At 35.5% G+C, this 21,717-nt stretch carries 21 protein-coding genes; 10 read left to right on the top strand and 11 right to left on the bottom strand.

Annotated features, from left to right (window positions below; genetic code table 11):
- Positions 1-7 precede the first annotated feature (7 nt).
- On the top strand, positions 8-733 hold the full coding sequence (locus BST91_RS12245) for a LytR/AlgR family response regulator transcription factor (protein WP_042276415.1): 726 nt from the start codon (positions 8-10) through the stop codon (positions 731-733).
- 4 nt (positions 734-737) lie between these two features.
- Here BST91_RS12245 and murI read toward each other — a convergent pair whose 3' ends face one another.
- The 7 genes from murI to purN form a co-directional block, all read right to left on the bottom strand.
- Positions 738-1,523, bottom strand: a complete 786-nt coding sequence (gene murI, locus BST91_RS12240; protein WP_085775546.1) for a glutamate racemase — start codon at positions 1,521-1,523, stop codon at positions 738-740.
- Between the two features lie 111 nt (positions 1,524-1,634).
- Entirely contained in the window at positions 1,635-2,207 is a 573-nt protein-coding gene (locus BST91_RS12235; RefSeq protein ID WP_085775545.1) for a hypothetical protein, read from the bottom strand.
- Positions 2,208-2,299: 92 nt separating this feature from the next.
- Positions 2,300-3,283, bottom strand: coding sequence for a hypothetical protein (locus BST91_RS12230; RefSeq protein ID WP_085775544.1), 984 nt, complete (start codon positions 3,281-3,283; stop codon positions 2,300-2,302).
- Between the two features lie 212 nt (positions 3,284-3,495).
- Complete coding sequence (gene feoB, locus BST91_RS12220; RefSeq protein ID WP_085775542.1) at positions 3,496-5,616, bottom strand: ferrous iron transport protein B; 2,121 nt, start codon at positions 5,614-5,616, stop codon at positions 3,496-3,498.
- Positions 5,609-5,839 (bottom strand): FeoA family protein, encoded by a 231-nt coding sequence (locus BST91_RS12215; protein WP_042276422.1) that lies wholly within the window; start codon positions 5,837-5,839, stop codon positions 5,609-5,611. Before BST91_RS12215 ends, feoB begins: the two co-directional genes overlap by 8 nt.
- Positions 5,840-5,915: 76 nt before the next feature.
- Positions 5,916-6,395 carry a ribonuclease HI gene (gene rnhA / locus BST91_RS12210; protein ID WP_085775541.1) on the bottom strand — a complete coding sequence of 160 codons (480 nt, stop codon included), beginning with the start codon at positions 6,393-6,395 and terminating at the stop codon, positions 5,916-5,918.
- Positions 6,395-6,958: a phosphoribosylglycinamide formyltransferase gene (gene purN, locus BST91_RS12205; RefSeq protein ID WP_085775540.1), complete on the bottom strand. Its 564-nt coding sequence runs from the start codon at positions 6,956-6,958 to the stop codon at positions 6,395-6,397. The genes rnhA and purN overlap by 1 nt, the downstream gene beginning before the upstream one ends.
- 155 nt (positions 6,959-7,113) lie before the next feature.
- Here purN and BST91_RS12200 point away from each other — a divergent pair, with 155 nt between their 5' ends.
- From BST91_RS12200 to pyk, 5 genes are all read left to right on the top strand, one after another.
- Complete coding sequence (locus BST91_RS12200) at positions 7,114-7,350, top strand: acyl carrier protein (RefSeq protein ID WP_042276429.1); 237 nt, start codon at positions 7,114-7,116, stop codon at positions 7,348-7,350.
- A 10-nt stretch (positions 7,351-7,360) separates the two neighbouring features.
- Positions 7,361-8,608: a beta-ketoacyl-ACP synthase II gene (gene fabF / locus BST91_RS12195; protein ID WP_042276431.1), complete on the top strand. Its 1,248-nt coding sequence runs from the start codon at positions 7,361-7,363 to the stop codon at positions 8,606-8,608.
- 15 nt (positions 8,609-8,623) lie between these two features.
- Positions 8,624-9,370: a ribonuclease III gene (rnc, locus tag BST91_RS12190; RefSeq protein ID WP_042276433.1), complete on the top strand. Its 747-nt coding sequence runs from the start codon at positions 8,624-8,626 to the stop codon at positions 9,368-9,370.
- 184 nt (positions 9,371-9,554) lie between these two features.
- Positions 9,555-10,037 carry an IPExxxVDY family protein gene (locus BST91_RS12185; protein WP_085775539.1) on the top strand — a complete coding sequence of 161 codons (483 nt, stop codon included), beginning with the start codon at positions 9,555-9,557 and terminating at the stop codon, positions 10,035-10,037.
- Entirely contained in the window at positions 10,038-11,468 is a 1,431-nt protein-coding gene (pyk, locus tag BST91_RS12180) for a pyruvate kinase (protein WP_060523377.1), read from the top strand.
- A gap of 40 nt (positions 11,469-11,508) precedes the next feature.
- Here the strand turns inward: pyk and BST91_RS12175 are convergent, their stop codons facing one another.
- Both BST91_RS12175 and dinB read right to left on the bottom strand, forming a co-directional pair.
- Positions 11,509-12,015 (bottom strand): PAS domain-containing protein, encoded by a 507-nt coding sequence (locus tag BST91_RS12175; protein ID WP_052510254.1) that lies wholly within the window; start codon positions 12,013-12,015, stop codon positions 11,509-11,511.
- Positions 12,016-12,077: 62 nt separating this feature from the next.
- The gene (dinB, locus tag BST91_RS12170; protein ID WP_085775538.1) at positions 12,078-13,181 is read right to left on the bottom strand and encodes a DNA polymerase IV; all 1,104 of its coding nucleotides are present in this window, start codon (positions 13,179-13,181) and stop codon (positions 12,078-12,080) included.
- A 260-nt stretch (positions 13,182-13,441) separates the two neighbouring features.
- On the opposite strand from dinB, the gene BST91_RS12165 reads away from it, so the two are divergent.
- Genes BST91_RS12165 through BST91_RS12150 form a run of 4 tightly spaced genes read left to right on the top strand, consistent with a single transcriptional unit; the run spans position 13,442 to position 16,800 of the window.
- The gene (locus tag BST91_RS12165; RefSeq protein ID WP_085775537.1) at positions 13,442-14,179 is read left to right on the top strand and encodes a hypothetical protein; all 738 of its coding nucleotides are present in this window, start codon (positions 13,442-13,444) and stop codon (positions 14,177-14,179) included.
- A gap of 34 nt (positions 14,180-14,213) precedes the next feature.
- Positions 14,214-14,876, top strand: coding sequence for an NAD-dependent epimerase/dehydratase family protein (locus BST91_RS12160; RefSeq protein WP_085775732.1), 663 nt, complete (start codon positions 14,214-14,216; stop codon positions 14,874-14,876).
- 47 nt (positions 14,877-14,923) lie between these two features.
- Positions 14,924-16,060 (top strand): ATP-binding protein, encoded by a 1,137-nt coding sequence (locus BST91_RS12155; protein ID WP_085775536.1) that lies wholly within the window; start codon positions 14,924-14,926, stop codon positions 16,058-16,060.
- A complete protein-coding gene (locus tag BST91_RS12150; protein ID WP_085775535.1) occupies positions 16,057-16,800 on the top strand; it encodes a metallophosphoesterase in 744 nt (247 codons plus the stop codon). The genes BST91_RS12155 and BST91_RS12150 overlap by 4 nt, the downstream gene beginning before the upstream one ends.
- Here the strand turns inward: BST91_RS12150 and BST91_RS12145 are convergent.
- Together BST91_RS12145 and accC are read right to left on the bottom strand one after the other, a co-directional pair.
- Complete coding sequence (locus BST91_RS12145) at positions 16,797-20,129, bottom strand: hypothetical protein (RefSeq protein WP_157546973.1); 3,333 nt, start codon at positions 20,127-20,129, stop codon at positions 16,797-16,799. The two genes, BST91_RS12150 and BST91_RS12145, sit on opposite strands and share 4 nt — an antisense overlap.
- A 182-nt stretch (positions 20,130-20,311) precedes the next feature.
- Complete coding sequence (gene accC, locus BST91_RS12140; protein ID WP_042276448.1) at positions 20,312-21,652, bottom strand: acetyl-CoA carboxylase biotin carboxylase subunit; 1,341 nt, start codon at positions 21,650-21,652, stop codon at positions 20,312-20,314.
- Positions 21,653-21,717 lie beyond the last annotated feature (65 nt).

Here is a 21,717-nt window from a genome sequence, read left to right as displayed (position 1 = left end):
CAAAACCATGAAAGCTGTAATCGTAGAAGACGAGCAAATTTCTAGAGAAATTCTCATAAACTATTTATCAAAATACTGTCCCGAAGTAGAGGTAATTGCACAAGCAACCGATGTGGATGAAGCCTTACAAGTACTACGAAAAACAGACATGGATTTAGTTTTTCTAGATGTTGAATTGCCCTATGGAACAGCCTTTGACATACTAGAAAAAGTAGGTCAAAAAGACTTTGAGACTATTTTTGTCACAGCCTATGATCAATATGCCAAAGACGCTCTTAACATGCAGGCAGCCTATTATTTAACTAAACCAATTGAAATTGACGAACTTATTAAAGCTGTTGACACTGTCAAGAATATAAGAGCACGAGAAGAAGAATTACAAGTAGACTTAAAATTACATGCTAGTAGTCCTGTTCTAGAGGACAAAATAACTATTCCTACTCAAGAAGGTTTTGAAGTTCTTTCTATCAATGAAATAACATACTGTCAGGCAGACGATAACTATACACACGTTCATTTGACTAATGACACCAAACTTGTTTCAAAAACACTTAAGCATTTTGAAGAGTTACTAGACGATAAAGGATTTTGCCGTATACATAAATCTTACCTTATAAACACCAGCCATGTAACTGCCTATAAAAAAGGAAAAGGTGGTAGTGTGATAGTAGCAAATACTGAATTATCAGTAAGCCCTAGTAAAAAATCATCGCTGTTTAGTTACTTCAAATAAGGATTTAAAAATCTAATAAACTAATTGATTTATTACTCACCTCGGTGGTTAATTCTGAAAGTACGTCAGTTTTAAGATTTGAATACAAGTAATGATGTCCTAATTCTTTCTTTAAGTTTAATAGATTAGCGTTTTTAAGTACATGTAATGTTTGTCTAGCGACAGCTTCACCACTATCAATTATTTTCACTCTCGCTGGTAGCAATTCAGCAAGATGATCTTTGATGTAAGGGTAATGACTACAACCTAAAACTAAATAGTCTATACCAGAAATCATGAATGGTTCAATAATTCCTATGAGTAGTTCTCGCATTTGTACAGTATCCTTTTTTCCGGCTTCAATAAGTTCAACAATTCCAGTGCCTACGATTTCAATTGTATTAACATGCGTGGTAAACTCTGCATGTGTTTTATTAAAAAGCTCACTGGATAACGTCCCTTTTGTAGCTAGCACACCTACTTTTTTTGTAGTCGAATTAAGTGCCGCTGGCTTTATTGCCGGCTCAATTCCAATGAATGGCACATCGTAGTTATCACGTAAATAGGAGATAGCATTTGTAGTGGCTGTATTACATGGAATCCCTATTAGTTTACATCCACGATCCAATAAATATTCCGTGTTTTTGACACACAGCTCAATGATTTCCTGATTACTACGTCTACCGTAAGGTGCATTTTTAGAATCAGCTAGATAAATCGTGTCTTCGTGTGGTAATAATTTGATTACTTCTTTCCACACGCTGGTTCCTCCTACTCCAGAATCAAAAAAACCTAAAGGCTGTTTACTCATTATCGTAAAAATAAGAAAGTATAATGGAAGTAGTTATAGTTCGCTTTCGCGAAAGCGTAAAAAAAGCCCCAACTTAAGTTGAGGCTTCTATTTTTATAAACTTCTCAATGTTTAATTGAGATAAAGAGTTCCCAAGTTCTTTTTATCCTTATTGCTGGCAAAAATAACGTATTCACCTAGGGCCTTTCTATAGGTAATAGCAGGACGTAAAACAAGTTGCTTTTTCTTGTATTCATCAGGATCGGTACGAGTCATTTTTCCAGTGGCATCATCAAATTCAAACAACACCGGAATCATTTTTTTTACATTACGCACCTTGCGCATGTCATCCATTTCAGTGATTCCAATATTTTTAGGATCATCGTTTACAATTACAGATAGTTTCCCTTTTTCATACATAGCAATCGAGCTTAAATACTCTGGTCCCTCATTAAGCACTCCTAGCGGGAACATAAATCCTGCAGCAATGTTAACTCCGTTACCACCACCAACAGCAAAAAATCCTATGGATAGTTGAGTTACGGTTACTTTTTGTTCTTTAGGCAATACATTACTCCATTCTAAGTTACCTTCAGCATCCATGGCTGACACGATAACCTCATTAGTAATGTAAGTAATGGGAGTGAAGGCTAGTGGTCCTATACCCGAGCTTTGTCCAACAAATGTTTGATAAAACTCTGACATTACGATTATACCACCATTATCTCTTTCAATGATATGAGTATTGCGATAGAAAGGAAGTAAGTTTTTACCTTTTTTGGCTCTACGTTCACCGATTAATTTTTCTTTACATCATAAGTAAATGTATTGAAATTGTTTTTTACGACTGAATTAGTCTCCGTATCAACGCTTACGTTGAAAATACCTTCAATTCTATATTCTGATCGACCTCGTTTTGTAAGGTTTGAGTAGAAACCTACTAATTGTAAACGACCTTGTAAGGTGTTTAACATATTACAATTAACCACTTTTTTACCTTTAAGATCTACAGGAATCTCAGTCATTTCATAATTATTATTTGCATAATAAGCATGTATCATCAATCTGGTTACTGTAGTTCTTTTCTTTTTATCTCTATAGGAATCACTAATAACAACAAATACATCACCGTATTCATTTGCGATAAAATCGTCAAAGCTAAAGTCAAGATCTTTCCTGTCCTTAAACACTTGCTCATTATGCTTTGTAAACACGGTCTCCATATCGCCGTTTAGCAGTGTTACATCATATGTAAGTGATTCTTCCCAGCTACGAACAGTTACATAAGTTACTATATAATTGCGCTCGTCATATGATGGTTTATAGAAAAAATAACCTCTTTTACTTTTTTTCTCTACATCAATAGCTACAGCTTTTATAGGCTTGCCGAGAGTAAGATTAGACTTAATCGGAAATGCTGCAAGGATGTCTTGTTTTGCTTTTTTATCGTAATAGTTTCCAAAGATGTAAGGTTTACCATCGATGATTTCCATGTCCTCGATATTAACACGAGCTTTTCCTATTTTTTCTATCTTCAACTCCTTACTACACTTAAGGTAATCGTTTGAAGAGGCATCAAAGGTTTGAATAAAGAATTTTTTCTTGTGTTTTGCTAGAGCGTATCTTACCCCATCTACTTCACCTGCCACTTTAATCACATCACCTTTTGGTGCTGTAACATGACTACCAAATTGTAGTGAGACATTTCCTACAGAGTTTAATTGAGCGTAAGTAAAACAAGCTATTGATAGGAACAATAGCAACGATAACTTTGTTTTCATATTGATTGGTTAAAATTTTTCACGAATATAAGACAGAATCTTAAACTCGTTAAAACTCTTATTTAACCGAGAAAATCCACTATCTTACTTACATCCACAGTCACCATTACCACAATTGTGTGAGTCTTTAGATGGCCCTATATACTTGCGTAACAACCACAACAGGGCTATAACAAATAGAATTATGACTACAATGATTTGAGCAGTATACATTATTTTAAAATTTGAAATGCAGCCAAGGCACTAGCATAGGCTATAACCGTCATCGCTACAAATTGGATGGCTGGCCATTTCCAGCTGTTAGTTTCTCGTTTTACAATGGCTAGCGTACTCATACATTGCATCGCAAATGCATAAAAAAGTAACAAAGAGATACCACTAGCAAAATTGAACAATGGTCCTCCCAAAATGGGATTAACCTCTTCTTTCATCCTGTTTTTAATGGTAAGTTCATCTTCTCCATCACTTTCTACACTATAAATTGTAGCTAGGGTACCTACAAATACTTCTCTTGCTGCAAATGAGCTTACTATAGCAATACCTATCTTCCAGTCATATCCTAATGGGGCTACTACCGGCTCTATTCCTTTACCTATATATCCTATAAAACTGTATTCCAATTTGTGGGATGCAATCTTTCGATTTAAGTCTTTCTCACTTAAATTTTCCGACTCGTACTTTTCTGTAACAATTTGTTCTGCATTAGTATATTGCTCGCCTAGACCATAACTTGCTAACACCCATAGAATAACGGAGATTGCCATTATAATTTTTCCTGCACCAAAGACAAAACTTTTTGTTTTTTCAAGTACTGTGTAGAGGACGTTTTTAAGTATGGGTAGCTTATAGGCAGGCATTTCCATAACAAAAAACGACTTCCTATTAATGGGTAAGATCTTATTAAGCACCCAAGCTCCTAGAATCGCTGTAGCAAATCCTAATAGGTACAGCAACATTAAAGTAAGGGCTTGGTAACTTAATAAACCACCTAAAATACTGCCTTCAGGAATAACTAATCCTACAATAATAAGATAAACAGGCAACCTAGCAGAACAGGTCGTAAATGGCACCACTAAAATGGTGATTAAACGCTCCTTCCAATCTTCAATGTTACGAGTAGCCATAACTGCCGGAATTGCACAGGCCGTTCCAGAAACTAAAGGAACAACACTTTTACCACTTAACCCGAATTTTTTCATCAAGTGATCCATCAAGAAAACTACCCTACTCATATAACCGCTTTCTTCCAAAATTGATATGAATAAAAACAGAAAAGCTATTTGTGGTATAAAAATGACAATACCGCCTAATCCAGGTATAATACCTTCGGACAGCAAGTCGGCTATGGGTCCAGCAGGTAACTTGTTTGACAACCAGCTACTCAAACTAGCAAAAGACTCGTCAATGAAATCCATAGGATAGCCAGACCAATCGTAGATAGCTTGAAAAATAACGAGCAACACAGTAAAAAATATTAGGTAACCCCAAATTTTGTGCAGCAGTATACGGTCCAGTCTTGATCTTAAATCCTTGGCAGTAGCAGTATCTATAGACAGCGCTTTTTTAAGTAGACCATTTATAAATTGGTAACGTACAACAGTTTCCTTGTGCTGTAATCTCTTCAAATCTGCTTCAGATTTAATTTCAAAAGACGTGGTTTTGAGATCAGTTAAATCGCGATTTCTATCAATCTTACCAAAATTGACATCCTGTGTAATTACTAACCACAACTTGTACAGCAACTGATTAGGATAGGCCTTTCTAAGTCGCTCAAAATATACAGGGTCGATGACCGAGGCGTTAACACAAGGCTCAATATCTAAACTTTTAAAGTCAGTGATAGCTTTTTTAAGCTCATCTACTCCTATATTCTTACGAGAACTTACTAGAACAACTTTCGTTTTTAAATCTTCCTCTAATTGCTTAATGTCTAGAGAAATTGCCTTCCTTTTCATCCTGTCGGCCATATTAATGACAAGAATTGTAGGAATCTCTAAATCTTTTATTTGAGTAAAAAGTAAAAGGTTGCGTTTTAGGTTTTCTACATCGCTTACCACGACAGCAACATCAGGGAAATCTTTAGAGGTACGATCAAGTAAAGTTTCTATAACAACACTTTCATCTAGTGAGGTTGTATTTAAAGAATAGGTGCCTGGTAAATCAAGGATATGAGCTTTAATTCCTCGATCTAGTTTGCATATACCTTCCTTTTTTTCAACCGTAATTCCAGGATAATTACCTACTTTTTGATTAAGCCCAGTCAATCTATTGAACAATGAGGTTTTACCCGTATTTGGATTACCTATAAGAGAAACTTTAATCGATCTAGCCATAACGTTCTACAGAAATTTTTTGGGCCGTTTCTCTACGTATAGCTAGGTGAGTACCATTTATGTTTAGGTAAATAGGATCTTGAAATGGAGCACTTTGCATTACGGTTACTTCATTACCTGGTAAACATCCCATTTCCAATAATTTTAATGGAACATCAATTTCATTAAAATGTAGTATGATGGCGCTTTCACCTCTTTTTAAATGGGCTATTGTTATGCTCAACTGTTATTTAGACTTAATTTGAATAAGCAAAAATAAGGTAGAAATTGAGTTTGAAGAAATTAATGCTTTGTTAAGATTAAAATAATCCCTCTTCCTTCTGTTCAAAACCTTCATCAATTAGGTGAGTGGTTTTATTGAGAGCGGCGTCTACTGCCAGTTGATCACAGCGCTCGTTCATAGGATTGTTATTATGACCTTTAACCCATTGAAATTTTGCAGGTGCACGATTGTAAGCTCTTATAAAACGTTTCCATAAATCGGGATTTTTAACGTTTTTCCATTGACGTCTTATCCATCCATCGATCCATTTTTTATTTACTGCATCACACACATATTTACTATCTGAAAAAACAGTAATATCAACGGGTTGTTTTTTGATCTTTTCTAGAGCTACGATCACTGCAAGCAGCTCCATTCTATTGTTTGTCGTTTTTCTGTAACCTTGAGAAAATTCCTTTTTTATTTTTTTATTGACATCCATCATAACAATACCATAGCCGCCAGGACCAGGATTACCTCTCGATGAACCATCAGTATAAATGTGTACCACATCCATTAAGACAGTAATTTTTCAATGGTTACTGGAAAATGCTCGTGCTCTAATTGATGGATACGATTTGCAAGTGATTCTATTGTATCATTCATTAAAACAGGACAAGTAGCTTGATGAATTATTCCTCCTTCATCATAATGCTCATTTACGTAATGTACGGTGATCCCACTTTCTTTCTCCTTATTAGATAGGACAGCACCATGTACATGATTTCCATACATTCCTTTTCCACCATATTTCGGCAATAGAGCAGGATGAATATTAACTATACGATTGGGAAACTCTTCAACCATAAACTCTGGTATCTTCCATAAAAAACCTGCTAGCACGATTAAATCAGGATTAATTTGTTTTAAAATAGAATGAATGGATCCCGCTTTCGCGAAAGCGAACTTGTTAAAACTTATCCCTTCAATACCAGCTTGTGTAGCCCTTTTTAAAACAAATGCGTTAGGTTTATTACTCAAAATATGAGTTACCTGTACTTGATCATTATTTTCAAAATGATTTATAATTGCCTGAGCATTAGACCCATTACCACTAGCAAATATTACAATTTTCTTCATAAATTTATGGCAAGCTTGTTGTTACCCGACTGGTAGAGTTAAGAATAAAATAGATTAATAAATTCAATGGCAAGTTAACTCTAAATAAGTAAAAGACGGTTTTGTCACAAAGTTTGTTATTTTTGCCATTCATTTAAAATTAAAAAAAGAATATTATGTCAGACATTGCATCAAGAGTAAAAGCGATTATCGTTGACAAATTAGGCGTAGATGAAAATGAAGTTGTTGCAGAAGCAAGCTTCACAAACGATCTAGGAGCAGACTCTCTAGACACTGTTGAACTAATTATGGAATTTGAAAAGGAATTTGATATCCAGATTCCAGACGATCAAGCAGAAAACATAGCTACTGTAGGTCAAGCAGTTTCATACATAGAAGAAGCAAAAGCGTAATTTTAATTACATGGAATTAAAGCGAGTAGTCATTACTGGAATGGGAGCCCTTACTCCTATAGGTAACAATTTACAGGAATATTGGGAAGGTTTAATTGCTGGTAAGAGCGGTGCTGCTCCTATCACCTATTTTGATACAGAACATTTCAAGACTAAATTCGCTTGTGAGGTTAAGAATTTTAATGTTCAAGACTTCATAGACCGTAAGGAAGCTAGACGCATGGATCGTTTTGCACAGTATGCACTGGTTGCTGGCGATGAGGCTATAGCTGACTCTGGATTAGACACCGACTCTGTAGACAAATACAGAGTCGGAGTTATCTGGGGTGCAGGAATCGGCGGTCTAGAAACTTTTCAAGAAGAGGTTAAATCGTTTGCCAATGGTAATGGCACTCCTAGATTTAATCCTTTCTTTATACCAAAAATGATTGCAGATATCGCACCAGCTCATATTTCCATAAAATATGGATTTATGGGACCTAACTACACGACGGTTTCTGCATGTGCATCTAGTGCCAATGCGATGCTAGACGCACTCAACTATATTAGACTAGGACATTGTGACGTAATTGTAACAGGTGGATCAGAAGCTGCCGTTACACAAGCAGGAATGGGTGGTTTTAATGCTATGCACGCCTTATCAACTCGCAATGAAAGTCCAGAAACCGCAAGTAGACCTTTTGATGGTACACGTGATGGTTTTGTCCTAGGTGAAGGAGCTGGAGCTCTTGTTCTAGAAGAATATGAGTATGCCAAAGCTCGTGGAGCAAAAATCTATGCCGAAGTTATTGGTGGCGGATTCTCAAGTGATGCCTACCACATGACCGCACCACATCCAGAAGGAACCGGAGTAATTGCTGTAATGAAAAACACATTACAAAATGCCGGTATTAATCCTGAAGATGTAGATCACATCAATACGCACGGAACATCAACGCCTCTGGGCGATGTTGCCGAACTTAAAGCTATAAAAGCTGTATTTGGTGATCACGCTCCTAACATAAGCATCAACTCTACCAAATCTATGACTGGTCACTTATTAGGAGCAGCAGGCGCCGTAGAGAGCATCGCAAGTGTAATGGCTATTCAAGAAGGCATCGTTCCTCCTACGATTAACCACACCACTGTTGATGAGAATATCGATCCTTCTTTAAAATTAGTATTAAATCAACCTGAAAAACGAGAAGTTAAAGTAGCATTGAGTAACACCTTTGGTTTTGGTGGACACAATTGCTGTATCGCTTTCAGAAAGATTTAATGGCTATTGTTTTGAATGAATAGATTCCGTAAAATATTTTCAAATCGTTCAAAATCTTCCGTAGATCCATTAGCGGTTTCAGTTCAAAATATTACAGGTCTTAAAGTTCAAGATGTATCTCTTTATCATACAGCCTTTACACACAAATCTACAGGTGAAAAGACTGAAGATGGCATTGCTATAAGTTATGAACGCCTAGAGTTTCTGGGCGACGCAATATTGGGCGCTGTAATTGCCGAATATATTTATAATGAAGTTCCTAGTGGTGATGAAGGATATCTCACAAAAATGAGATCTAAAATCGTAAGCCGCGAACATCTTAATGAATTAGGAGAAGACTTTGAACTTATCCACTTTATTAAAGCTCAAGTTCCCGTAGAAAACTTTGGAAGAAACATCCATGGAAACCTATTTGAAGCCTTAGTAGGTGCCGTTTATTTAGACCGTGGATACAAGTTTTGCAAACGATTTATTGAAAACAAGGTTATCGAACCTTACGTGGACATTCAAAAATTAGAAGGCAAAATTATCTCCTATAAAAGCTTATTAATTGAGTGGTGTCAAAAGCATAAAAAGCAATTTCGCTATCATACCTATGAAGATACTGGGGCAAGTGAACTTAGACACTACGCTGTTAAGTTGTACCTAGATAACAAGGTTATTGCCAAAGCTAGAGCCACAAGCAAGAAAAAAGCTGAAGAGAAAGCAAGTAAAAGAGCCTACTTTGCTTTACAAGATAAAATGAACAATAGAAAGCGATAACATAGCTTACCCTATAATCTTCTATTTTTATAAGTTCCTGTTGGGAAAGGAAGACGTTTCACTGGCGATAAAGAATATAAAAAATCCCTATATCGTTTTCGTAAAGAATTAACGGTAATACAACATCTTACACTCTTAATTTATCAAGTAGTTAAATATATTTGTGTGGTTATGCATCTCGCTTATGGCAACTTTTAAATTAAGTGATTGGGAAGAAGAAGAGGATGTTTCTCTTATAGGAATTCACTCAAGCCTACCTGCCTATCGTGTTGCGTATTATATCAATAAGCACAGTGAACATTGTTTTGAAAGAAAACAAACAGATCATGAACTGTTTACTGATAGGATAATAGCAACATTTCCTGTGTACAAGGATTATGACGAGAAACTGCAAACTCAACTTTATCTAGTTGCCAATAGGTTTAAGGGCGTTTTAAAAGGAGTATCTGGCACAGGGCTTTTTGAAACTATAGATGAAGAGGAAATTACCGTGACATTACTTAAGGAATATCATAAGGTTGATTTTATCCTTAAAATAGAACAGAATAACATGAGCTATCCTGTGCAAAAATTAATAAATGATCTAAATAAAGTCCAGTCTTTCACAAGCTGTTATTTATTAGATTATTTTAAATTGAAAAATAAAGACTATTTAATCTTTGAATAAATGCCGACATCTAAAAAAACTAAAATAGTAGCCACACTAGGACCAGCAACATCAAGCAAGGAAACACTCCTTAATATGATGAAAGCTGGTGTAAATGTATTTAGAATTAATTTCTCACACGCCGATCACGATGATGTAAGAGAGCGCGTTCAAATGATTCGTGACTTAAATAAAGAACACGGTTATACTACAGGAATTTTGGGAGACCTACAAGGCCCAAAATTAAGAGTAGGTGTTATGGCAGAAGAAGTAGTAGTACAACCTGGTGATGAAATCACGTTTGTAACTGGAGAACCTTTTCAAGGGACTAAGGAACGTGTTTATATGAATTATGAACAGTTTCCAAGAGATGTTCAAAAAGGTGAACGCATACTTCTAGATGATGGTAAACTAATATTTGAAGTAAAATCTACTAATAAACAAGATGAAGTAGTTGCCAAGGTTATTCAAGGTGGTCCTTTACGTTCAAAAAAAGGAGTGAACTTACCACAAACGAATATTTCACTACCAGCTCTTACTGAAAAAGATATTGTAGACGCAAAATTTGCTTGTGAACTCCAGGTAGATTGGATGGCATTGTCATTTGTGCGTCACAGCAAAGATCTGATGGAACTGCAAGACTTGATTAAGGAAAATAGTGAAAATAAAATTCCTATTGTTGCCAAGATTGAGAAACCTGAAGCAGTAGAAAACATTGATAAAATAGTAGCATATTGCGATGGTCTTATGGTAGCACGTGGTGACCTAGGAGTAGAAATACCTGCACACGAAGTTCCTCTTATTCAAAAACAACTTGTATTAAAAGCTAAAAAAGCACGTATACCCGTAATTATAGCCACTCAAATGATGGAAACTATGATTACTAGTCTTACTCCTACTAGAGCAGAGGTAAATGATGTAGCAAATTCTGTTATGGATGGAGCTGATGCCGTAATGCTTTCTGGTGAAACATCGGTAGGTAAGTATCCTGTACAAGTTATTGAAAAGATGGCAAGTATTTGTAAATCAGTAGAAGACAGTGACTTAATAAAAGTTCCTTATGAACCACCACACATAAGAACAAAACGATACATCACTAAGTCAGTGTGTTATCACGCAGCCAAAATGGCAAATGAAATAGATGCCAAAGCCATAACTACCATGACCAATTCTGGTTACACTGCTTTTCAAATAAGCGCCTGGCGACCAGATGCACACATACTCACGTTCACCTCAAATGAACGAATTTTAACTCAACTTAGCTTGCTATGGGGCGTAAAAGCTTTTATGTATGAAAAGTTTGTGAGTACTGATGAGACTATTGAAGATGTAAACAAGTTTGCTAAAGAAAAAGGATTTGTTGCCAAGGGAGATTTCTTGATTAATCTAGCCGCAATGCCTGTAACTGATAAAGGAATGGTAAATACCTTAAGAGTTACCGAAGTGGAATAACTTAACTAAAATAAAGCCGCATCGTTTGATGCGGCTTTTTTTATATCAACTTATATTCTTTTTCAAATGCTATATGATGAGTGAGAACTCCATTTCCATTATATATAGGAAAAGCATCCAACTCACAACCGTATTCTACACCGTCTTTTTTATAATTAAGCAACCTAGCTTTAAAAGCTATACCGGATATCAAAGCCTCACGAGTACGCTCAACAGCATCTAGATCAGTATTAACACCTTGCAATATTTTTGGAGTTTGTCCCACCATTTCATAAGGGTCATAACCTGTCAAATCTTCAATATTCTTAGACGCAAATACGATTTTTAAATCCGATCCAGTAATGATAACCGAATAGTCCGTAGAATGGCTGTATCCATCAACAAAATAATTAAAATGCCAATCATATTTCCTGGCTATCTCGTCCATTTTATTCAATATTCTAGGTGTAAGATCCCACATTAATTTACCTACAACCTTCCAAGGAATCAGTGGTGTTGTTTTCAAATCATGATGTATGATTGTAAATTGTGTGTTTTTGAAAGTCATACTTAAATGTAGTGCAAGATAGTTAAGTATGAAAATGAACTAGATAAAATTAAGTTACTGTACTAAAACTTAAAATCTAATTGTACCTCTTCAATTTCATGTTCATCTTGTTCAGATTGATCATTATTAAGATTACTAAGAGTTATACCTAAGAGTCTTACGCTTTCGCGAAAGCGATCTTGTTCTAACAACTCAATTGCAGTTCTAAGTATAGTCTCCTTATCTCTAATGTAGTAGGGTAAGGTGATACTACGGGTTTGAGTTTTGAAATCACTGTACTTGATTTTGAGGGTTACCGTTTTACCAGCAACATCAGATTTTTCAATGCGTTTTTCTATTTCGCCTGCTATTTGCTGCAAGCGCTCTTTCATAAATAATTCGCTAGAAATATTCTCGGCAAACGTACGCTCTGCTCCTAGAGATTTACGTATCCTATGAGGTTGTACGGGACTATTATGAATACCTCGTACAATATTAAAATAATGCCTACCGCTTTTTCCGAAATGCTCTGCAAGATATTCTAAGGACTTACTTTTTAAATCGGCGCCAGTAAAGATTCCATGTTGATACATTTTGTCTGCGGTTACCTTTCCTATACCATAAAACTTTCTGATTTCTAATTTTTCTAAAAAAGAAACCACTTGATCAGGAGTTATTGTTTTTTGACCATTAGGTTTATTTATATCACTGGCGACCTTAGCAATAAATTTATTTATGGAGATGCCAGCACTAGCGGTAAGACCAGTAGTTTCATAAATACGCCTACGAATTTCATAAGCTATTATAGTAGCACTGGGAAAATTAAATTTATTTGCCGTAACATCGAGATAAGCCTCGTCCAGTGATAAAGGTTCGACTAGATCAGTATAATCATAGAATATTTCTCTTATTTGATTACTCACTTCTTTATAGCGATCAAACCTATGCTTTACAAAAATTAAATGAGGACACAATCGCGCAGCTGTCACACTGGGCATAGCGCTACGCACACCATATTTTCTAGCCTCGTAACTTGCTGCAGCTACTACTCCACGCTTGCTACTACCACCTACAGCTATAGGTTTACCTCGTAATGATGGGTTATCATGCTGTTCGACACTTGCATAAAAAGCATCCATATCAACATGAATAATTTTTCTAGATACTTGATGTGATTCGTTTGACATTTTCAACTACAAATATCGTAATAAGCAAATCAAAAATATGGAGCAATAACTAATTTAACCTATTTGCATTTATCTTAATTTATATGTTCATTGTTAATTATAATATAGCATTAATACATTTATAATCATTTTATCTATTTTATTTGTATTTTGTCTATGTTTTGAATAAATATAATAGTGATTTTAGTTAAAATACACTTTTAACAGGTCAATACGCTATTTAGATATTTATATTTATGATAATCAATCTAATACAGCCTATGAAATCACTACTTACCTTAATTTTTATATTCTATAATATAACTTTCATTTACAGTCAAGTTGGAGTAAACACCACCACGCCACAAGCCACCTTAGACATAAATGGAAATGTTATGATACGTAATGTAGATCCAGTTACAAATCCTACTGATAGAAATCTCGCTGCACAAGATAGTATACTTGTGAGATCTAATAACGAGGTGATGAGAGTTTCATCTAGCGATATATTAAACGCCACCCTTAAAACCGCGGTAAAAGGAGGATTTACAAATGCGACCTCTGCAACACTTGTTCTTTCATCTACCTATACACAAATTCCTTTTGACAGTGAAGAGTTTGATCTTAACGATGAGTATGATCCTGCCACTCACACGTTCACCGCAAAACAAGACGGTATTTACACCATAAAAGTTAGAATAAATGCCTCAAATTCAATTAATGCATCTATTAACTATGGTGTTTGTATAAGGAAGAACGGTGTCGTTGTTGCTCGTGAGAATTTTGCCAATATTACTGTAGATGTTGTTTTTCCAGAACTTACAGTAGGGATAATAACTATTCCCGAAACAGATCTTCTTGAGCTTCCTGTAACTCCACCAGTAAGAAAAGTTGAGTCACTAGAACAATTAAATACAGGTGACACTATCACATTTGAACTTTTTTCAGACCTTGGAGCTACTGTAAACCTATCAGAAGGTATTGAAGATTGCCAATTTACTATTGTACAAATACGATAACACTTATCTTAGTACTATCCTCAAATCAATCTTTATGGGTTATAGTGCTATAATAATTGGAGCCACTGGTCTATGTGGTAGTGTTTTATTGGAAAAATTACTGCAAAATGAGCAGTATGATAGTGTGATTACGCTTTCGCGAAAGCGTATCAACCACCAAAACCCTAAACATAAAAATTATATTGTTGACCTATTTGATCCATCTACTTATGTGGACCACTTATATGGAGATCATTTATTTATTTGTACCGGTACTACCCAATCAAAGACACCAGATAAAGCAGAATACTACAAAATTGAGCATGATCTACCACTTTTAGTGGCTCAACAGGCTAAGGACAATGAAATATCCACTGTCATAGCCATAAGTGCACTAGGAGCAAATCCTGAAAGCAGATTTCTATATAACCGAGGCAAAGGAGAAATGGAGCGAGACATAAAGGATCTAAATTTCAAAGCCGCCTATTTTGTTCAACCAGCATTGATAAGTGGACCCAGAGATGAAAAACGCCCCTTTGAAAGCATGTGGAAAAAAGTACAGAAATTGCTTGATCCACTACTTGTAGGACCTCTTAAAAAATACCGCAGTATTGCACCAAAAACAATTGCCACTGCTATGATTCATATAGCATTACATGGGTATGAAAAATCGCGGATTGAAAGCGATGAGCTCATTGAAATAGCAACCGTAAAATAACTGTTTCTTAATGGCTTACTATTAATTGTGGTTTATCTTTAGACCACATGATTAATAAACGACTTCTCGTAAAAAACCTATTAGCTCATAATGATGAGAATAGTTTTTATGACAAGAAGTTGCGAATTGATTTAGGCAGTAAAGAAGGAAAGGCTAAGTTTTTAAAACATATTTGTGCGCTTTCAAATTCTAATCCAAAAAACAACAGTTACATTGTTATAGGGATCGATGATGCGAGTAACTCCATTGTAGGCGTAGATTTTTTTGATGATTCTAAACTACAAAACCTTGTCAATGCTTATTTACAAAACGCTCCTATAATTCAATATGAGAATATTGCGTTTCCACACTTACCTACAGGAAAAGTGGTCGGATTAGTTACTATACGAGCACAAAATGGTCTTACCGTCCTACGCAAAAACATATGGAAATATTATGGCGGAGCAGCCTTTTTTAGGGATGGAAGCGTTTCAATGCCCAAGGATTTCTATAGCGAAATCAATGATGTTAATTCTGAAATCGTTCGACAAATTGAAAAACAATCGAGCAACCATATTGAACACACACTTGATAGTGTAGTGACGTTTATGGAAAGGCGCCACAACGGTCTACATGCAGAATATAAAGTTTTTAAAGAACAGTTTGTCATATGTTGGTCTGGCAAAGTAAAACATAAAAAAGGCCAAACTTACTATTCACGAGTTGACATTGAAATGGTCAATGAGCAAGTACAACTTTTTTACAGCGCCCTGGATGAAGTTCAAATAACTCATGATGATTCCAGTTTTAGCATACTTGAATTTGTACATTTAGGCATTGGAGCACAACAGCGGTATCATCCACTTGAAAAGCAAACGTTTAGATTTCTGCCTAATGGAACCTATACTTTAGAGAATAAAATTCTCTTTAATCCTCCTTACTACGATAGAAGAACGCTACACCACATTTACAATGCAAACCTGGCTTTATTGCAAAAAATAGCAACTGATGCACCGCTTACCGATAGGGAACTAGAGGATCTTAGGCAGTTGCCGGAAACCATGCTTATTTGTAAGTTTAACAATGTAGGTGAACCGATTGAAAAAATGCGAGTTCACAAGCAACATCTCAAAAAATATGTAAAAACATATAAGGCATTTAAAGAAGCTTTACGCATTTTAAGAAAAGTACAATACAATTCATGAGAACTATTGCAATAGGAGATATACACGGTGGCTACAAAGCCTTACTACAATTGTTAGACCGCATAAATATTAAAGGTGATGATCATTTAATATTTTTAGGCGACTATGTAGATGGATGGTCACAAAGTGTCGAAGTCATTGACTTTTTAATCAATTTTAAAAAAGAAAGAAAAGAAAACGGTCATTTAGAACCGGTTTATCTCATGGGTAATCATGATGAGTTATTACTGAATTATTTTAAAACCAACCAGAAAAACAATTCTTGGTTACAACACGGCGGACAGATAACTGTAGATAAATATGAAGCTAAAGAATCTGCAATTATAAATAAACATGTAGAGTTTTTGGAAAAACATTTGTTACCCTATTTTGAGAAAGATAACAATGGATTTTTTCATGCAGGGTTTCATAATTTGAAAGGTCCCAAATATGAATATTACTCAAATATCACATATTGGGATCGATCATTATGGGAACTCGCCTTATGCTTGAATCCTGAACTTAGTATAGAAAACGAACGGTATCCTGATAGATTAAAATTGTACCATGAGATTTTTATTGGACATACTCCAACAACAAGACTAGACAGTTTTTCTCCTATTAACGCAGCCAATGTATGGAATATAGACACAGGCGCAGCCTACAAAGGACCTTTAACAGCAATATGCATTGAAGATAAAACAGTCTGGCAAAGCGATCCCGTTCACACCTTTTATCCCAATGAAAAGGGTCGCAATTAAAAATAGGCTTTTAACTGCACACTGCCCGTGTGCACTGTAGGCGCACTTTCAGTTGCTCTACCGTTATAAGATAAGTTAAGGTCTAAAAAGCTTGTGATATTACGTTGAAACAGTAATTGCCAGGTCAAGTTATCACCGTCTTGTAGTCCTTCCAATATTTGAAAACCTGCTGGTGAAAAAGCCTGTCCCTCAAAATCATTTTTGATATATGTAAGAGTACCATTAACAGCATACGCCTGCTGCTTATTAAATGAAAAATTAACCCCAAAATTGTGCTGTTCTAAATTAGCCTGATCATTGACTTTATTCTCCTTTTTTTGATATTGATAAAATAAATCAAATTGATTGCTGGCACTAAATAAGTAACTCAATTTAGGTTTAAATAAGCTTTGATCTATTTTAAAATTTCGATTTTCAAAATTTTCACTCAAACTGGTTGTAGACCCTGATTGTAAGCTTATATCAATAAGCCAACTTTTCTTGATTCGATGGACCATTCCTAACTGGTGACTATTTACTTTACTTAAAAACAAACCTATACTTTGTAAGTTTTGCGATTCTGTAGAGATATAGGTGTAATTAGTAGTAAAATCCTGCTTTCCTCGATTAAAGAAAAGACTGTTTCTAAAGGATTTGTTCAATCCTAATTGCTCATCTTCATCATTAAAAGGATTTAGGCTAAAACTTGTACCTTCTCTTGCAATCATTCGATCTATTTGATAGCTAGTTTGATTAAAAAAATGAGACAATATCCTTTTGTATCCTGTTTTATCATTCCACGAACTAGGATTTAGGTTAAGAGTAAGAGCAAGTTTATTTTGATGAGTAGGAACAAATAGTTGATTAGGAAGTAAGACTCTTACATAATTTGCTTGATCTTGAAATTGGGCTACTTCAAATTCATTTAAATCTTGTATTCCATCATTGTTATAATCAATCCAAGTAAAGGTTCCTTGGCCAGGATTAACCTCGACGTAGGTAAAATCTTGACGTGCGATTGATGCACTATTAGTCTCATAGGCAGAGGTGAAATTTACTTTCTTATCATAAAAGGATCGTTGGTATTGAACTCTTGAATTAAATGAAACTTCATCTTCAATATTATCGACAGTGGCTTTAAGTTTTCTATAATTTGCGTACAACAGTAGTTTCTGTTTCTCGTCTTTAATGGGTTGTGCTCTTATATAATAATTGTTTGATTTATTAACCTGTACCAGTTGATTGTCCCTTAAACTATCATTTACTCTATGCCTATAACCCAATTCAACAAAAACTTTAGTAGTATCGCCGCGACCTGCAAAGATCTCATATTGATTAAATCGCTGTGATAAATTTGTAAACCGATCGGTATTTACATTTTTCTGCTCATTTCCTTCACCGTTCAAATTAGTTCCTATATAGTTTTTTCCAATCTTTCTTTTAACGGCAATATCGTATCTATTAAATTTTGAAGAAAATTCAGTACCACTTGTTTTTAGTACGCTTCCGCGAAAGCGTGACTGCCACAAACTATCGTTATAAGCGCCACTTAAAACGTGTCTATTCCCATTATAGGTATCACTAAATTCTAAATGCTGAAAAGAATAAGTAGTTGTGAGTGTTGAATCTATTTTAAAATCAGTAGACAGTGTAGTAAACAGTTGATTTCCTTGTGGAGTAACTAAATTCCAATCCCTAGCAAACTCGATATTATAAATACGTTCAACGTTCCTAAAATTCTCATTTATATAATCCAGAGATAGTGATGAGGCTACATCATACTTTTTAGGTTTTTTAATCAATACCTGTTTGATAGCAAACCTACCTGCAACACCATCATTATCATCATCATCTAGATTAGAAAATTTATTAAGATCATTGCGGCTAGCGGCAAACTCGGTTGCTATCTGTGTTTTTTCAGACGGAGCATAGTCGGCCTTAACACCCGTTATGGTTAAATTTTGTGGAGCAAAAAGTCTTACTATGGGTGCATAATTACCTTGTGAAACACCATTCACAGGTGATACGTATTCATAAATATTTGCGATGGCTTGGTCATTAATCAATACATAATCGCCTTGATTGTCTCCAACTAAAGTGAATCGAACTGTAAACAAATCATCATTGGGATCCTGTGAAAACACAAAACGTTCAACACCATTAATAATGTCCCGTCTATAAAGAATCTTATTTTCTGAAAAATCATCAGGAATCGCACTAGGTGCTACTTGTAAATCTGGATTATCTCCTGCAGCTGCGAGAGCTTGCACTTGTTGTTCAGAGAGGTTTTGTTGTAAAGGTTGATTTTTTGCATCAGACTCGGTATAAGCATATGCCTCTATATTAAGTTTTTCTGACTGATATCCTGCCGTTCCATAACCCACAAAACGGGTAAAATTACGCTCGCTATATTGATACTCTATAGAAATTCTCATTTCACTTGTTATCGGAAAAGTTGGCGTAAACCTAACCTCACCAGCATTATAGTCGATTACATAATCATTGTTTTCACCACGTTGTAGTAATATACCATTTACGTATACTCGCTCGCTACCAGAGACAATTAAAATAAACAGTTCTCCATTTTGCCCAGTTAATTTGTAGGGTCCTTGATTACCTTCTTGACCCACAAATCTAGAAGTATTGAATGTTCCTCTTACCAATGCACCAGCTGCGTTTATATAGCTGTTTGATGAGTCTCCATCAAACCGCACCGATCCAGAAATACCTTGAACTCTTTTGGTAAATTTATTAAAGGCAAATTGTTGTTGCTCTAGATCTACATCACCAGCTCTTATTTTCCATGAGTCACTGTATAACTCAATAAAAATCTGATCAAATTCGTCCAGTCTTTGAGAATAACCATTCTGTGTTTGAGGAACATTTGCGTCTTGAATGGATGCTCTTAAGGATACTTTATCATTAAGCTTACCTGTTATCCTAAGATCCAACTCGGCATCTACTACACTATTTTGGTTATTTCCTATTCTTAAACCTCTGGAAATACTTCCGCTAGTTTGTAATCCATTGAAGGGCACTTGGATCTCTTGCTTTTTGGGCTGGATTAATTGTACTAACTGTTCTTGTGGACTTTCATCACTTAGGATGATAGAAGGGTCGTATAATCGAACACCCTTAAATAATTCCTTGGGAAAAGGTAGGTATTGTACTCGCAATGAGTCGTTAGAGGCTGCTATAATGGGGTTTAAATAAATACGGCCTGTTACATAGTCAACTGTATATAAACTAGTATCAATCGCAACGCCCTTAATATTGGTTAATTTGAAATTGGATTTTTGAATAGGAAGACTATCTATTAATAAGCTATCTGATGGTTTAAAAGTCTTCACCTTTACATTTTCAAAACTTTGAGAATAGCAATTTCCCAATGCCAAAAAGAAGAAAAGAAACAAGACCAACCTCATACTAACAGCAAACTACCACAATTATAAAATATTTTATCAATAACCACAGAAATAAAAAATCCCAAGCCTAAATGACTTGGGATTTATAAACTAAGTTTAAAAAAGGACTACTTTTTCATTTCAAAATCATTCATAAAAGCAGTGGTATAATTACCAGCTACATAATCTGGATGATCCATTAATTGTCTGTGAAAAGGTATCGTAGTTTTAATTCCTTCTATATGGAACTCATCAAGAGCTCTTTTCATTTTATCAATAGCCTCTTGTCTAGTTCTAGCTGTTGTAATTAACTTAGCTATCATAGAATCATAATTAGGCGGTATTGAATAACCTGCATATACGTGAGTATCTAAACGCACTCCATGTCCTCCTGGAGCATGTAACACTGTTATTTTTCCTGGCGAAGGTCTAAAATCATAGTAAGGATCTTCAGCATTAATTCTACATTCTATCGAGTGTAAAGTAGGCTCATAATTCTTACCAGATATCTTAACACCTGCAGCGACTAATATTTGCTCTCTAATAAGGTCAAAATCAATTACCTGCTCAGTAATTGGGTGCTCAACCTGAATCCTAGTATTCATTTCCATAAAATAGAAATTACGGTGTTTATCTACTAGAAATTCTACAGTTCCGGCACCTTCGTATTTAATAAACTCTGCTGCTTTTACCGCTGCTTCACCCATATCCTTACGTAACTTTTTAGTCATGAAAGGAGAAGGAACTTCTTCGGTTAATTTTTGGTGACGACGTTGAATAGAACAATCACGTTCTGATAGGTGACACGCTTTTCCATCTTGATCTCCAACGATTTGAATTTCGATATGACGAGGTTCCTCAATGAGTTTCTCCATGTACATATCGTCGTTACCAAATGCCGCTTTTGATTCCGTTTTTGCACTATTCCATGCGTCTTCAAGGTCCTCTTCCTTCCATACCGCACGCATACCTTTTCCACCACCACCAGCACTTGCTTTAAGCATTACTGGGTAACCAGTTTCTTTGGCTACTTTTATACAAGTTTCAAAATCAGGAATTACACCTTCAGATCCAGGAACACAAGGAACTCCGGCCTCTTTCATAGTAGCTTTGGCAGTTGCCTTATCACCCATTTTGCTTATCATTTCTGGGCTAGCACCGATGAATTTTATATCGTGCTCTTGACAAATACGTGAAAAATCAGCATTCTCAGATAAAAATCCATATCCTGGATGAATAGCATCTGCATTTGTAATTTCTGCAGCGCTTATAATATTTGACATCTTTAGATAAGACTCGCTACTAGGCGCAGGACCTATACACACAGCCTCATCAGCAAACTTCACGTGTAAACTTTCAGCATCAGCAGTAGAATATACAGCTACTGTCTTGATACCCATCTCCTTACAGGTTCTTATAACCCTTAGAGCAATTTCACCACGGTTTGCTATCAATACTTTTTTAAACATGATAATCAGTTTTTTAGTTACCGCGATAGTGTGTTTTGGATTACGCTTTCGCGAAAGCGTAATTT

This window comes from Nonlabens tegetincola (assembly GCF_002117085.1).
Classification (GTDB): domain Bacteria; phylum Bacteroidota; class Bacteroidia; order Flavobacteriales; family Flavobacteriaceae; genus Nonlabens; species Nonlabens tegetincola.
The sequence above is the reverse complement of the archived record's forward strand: the minus strand, read 5'-3'. Positions and strand labels throughout refer to the sequence as shown.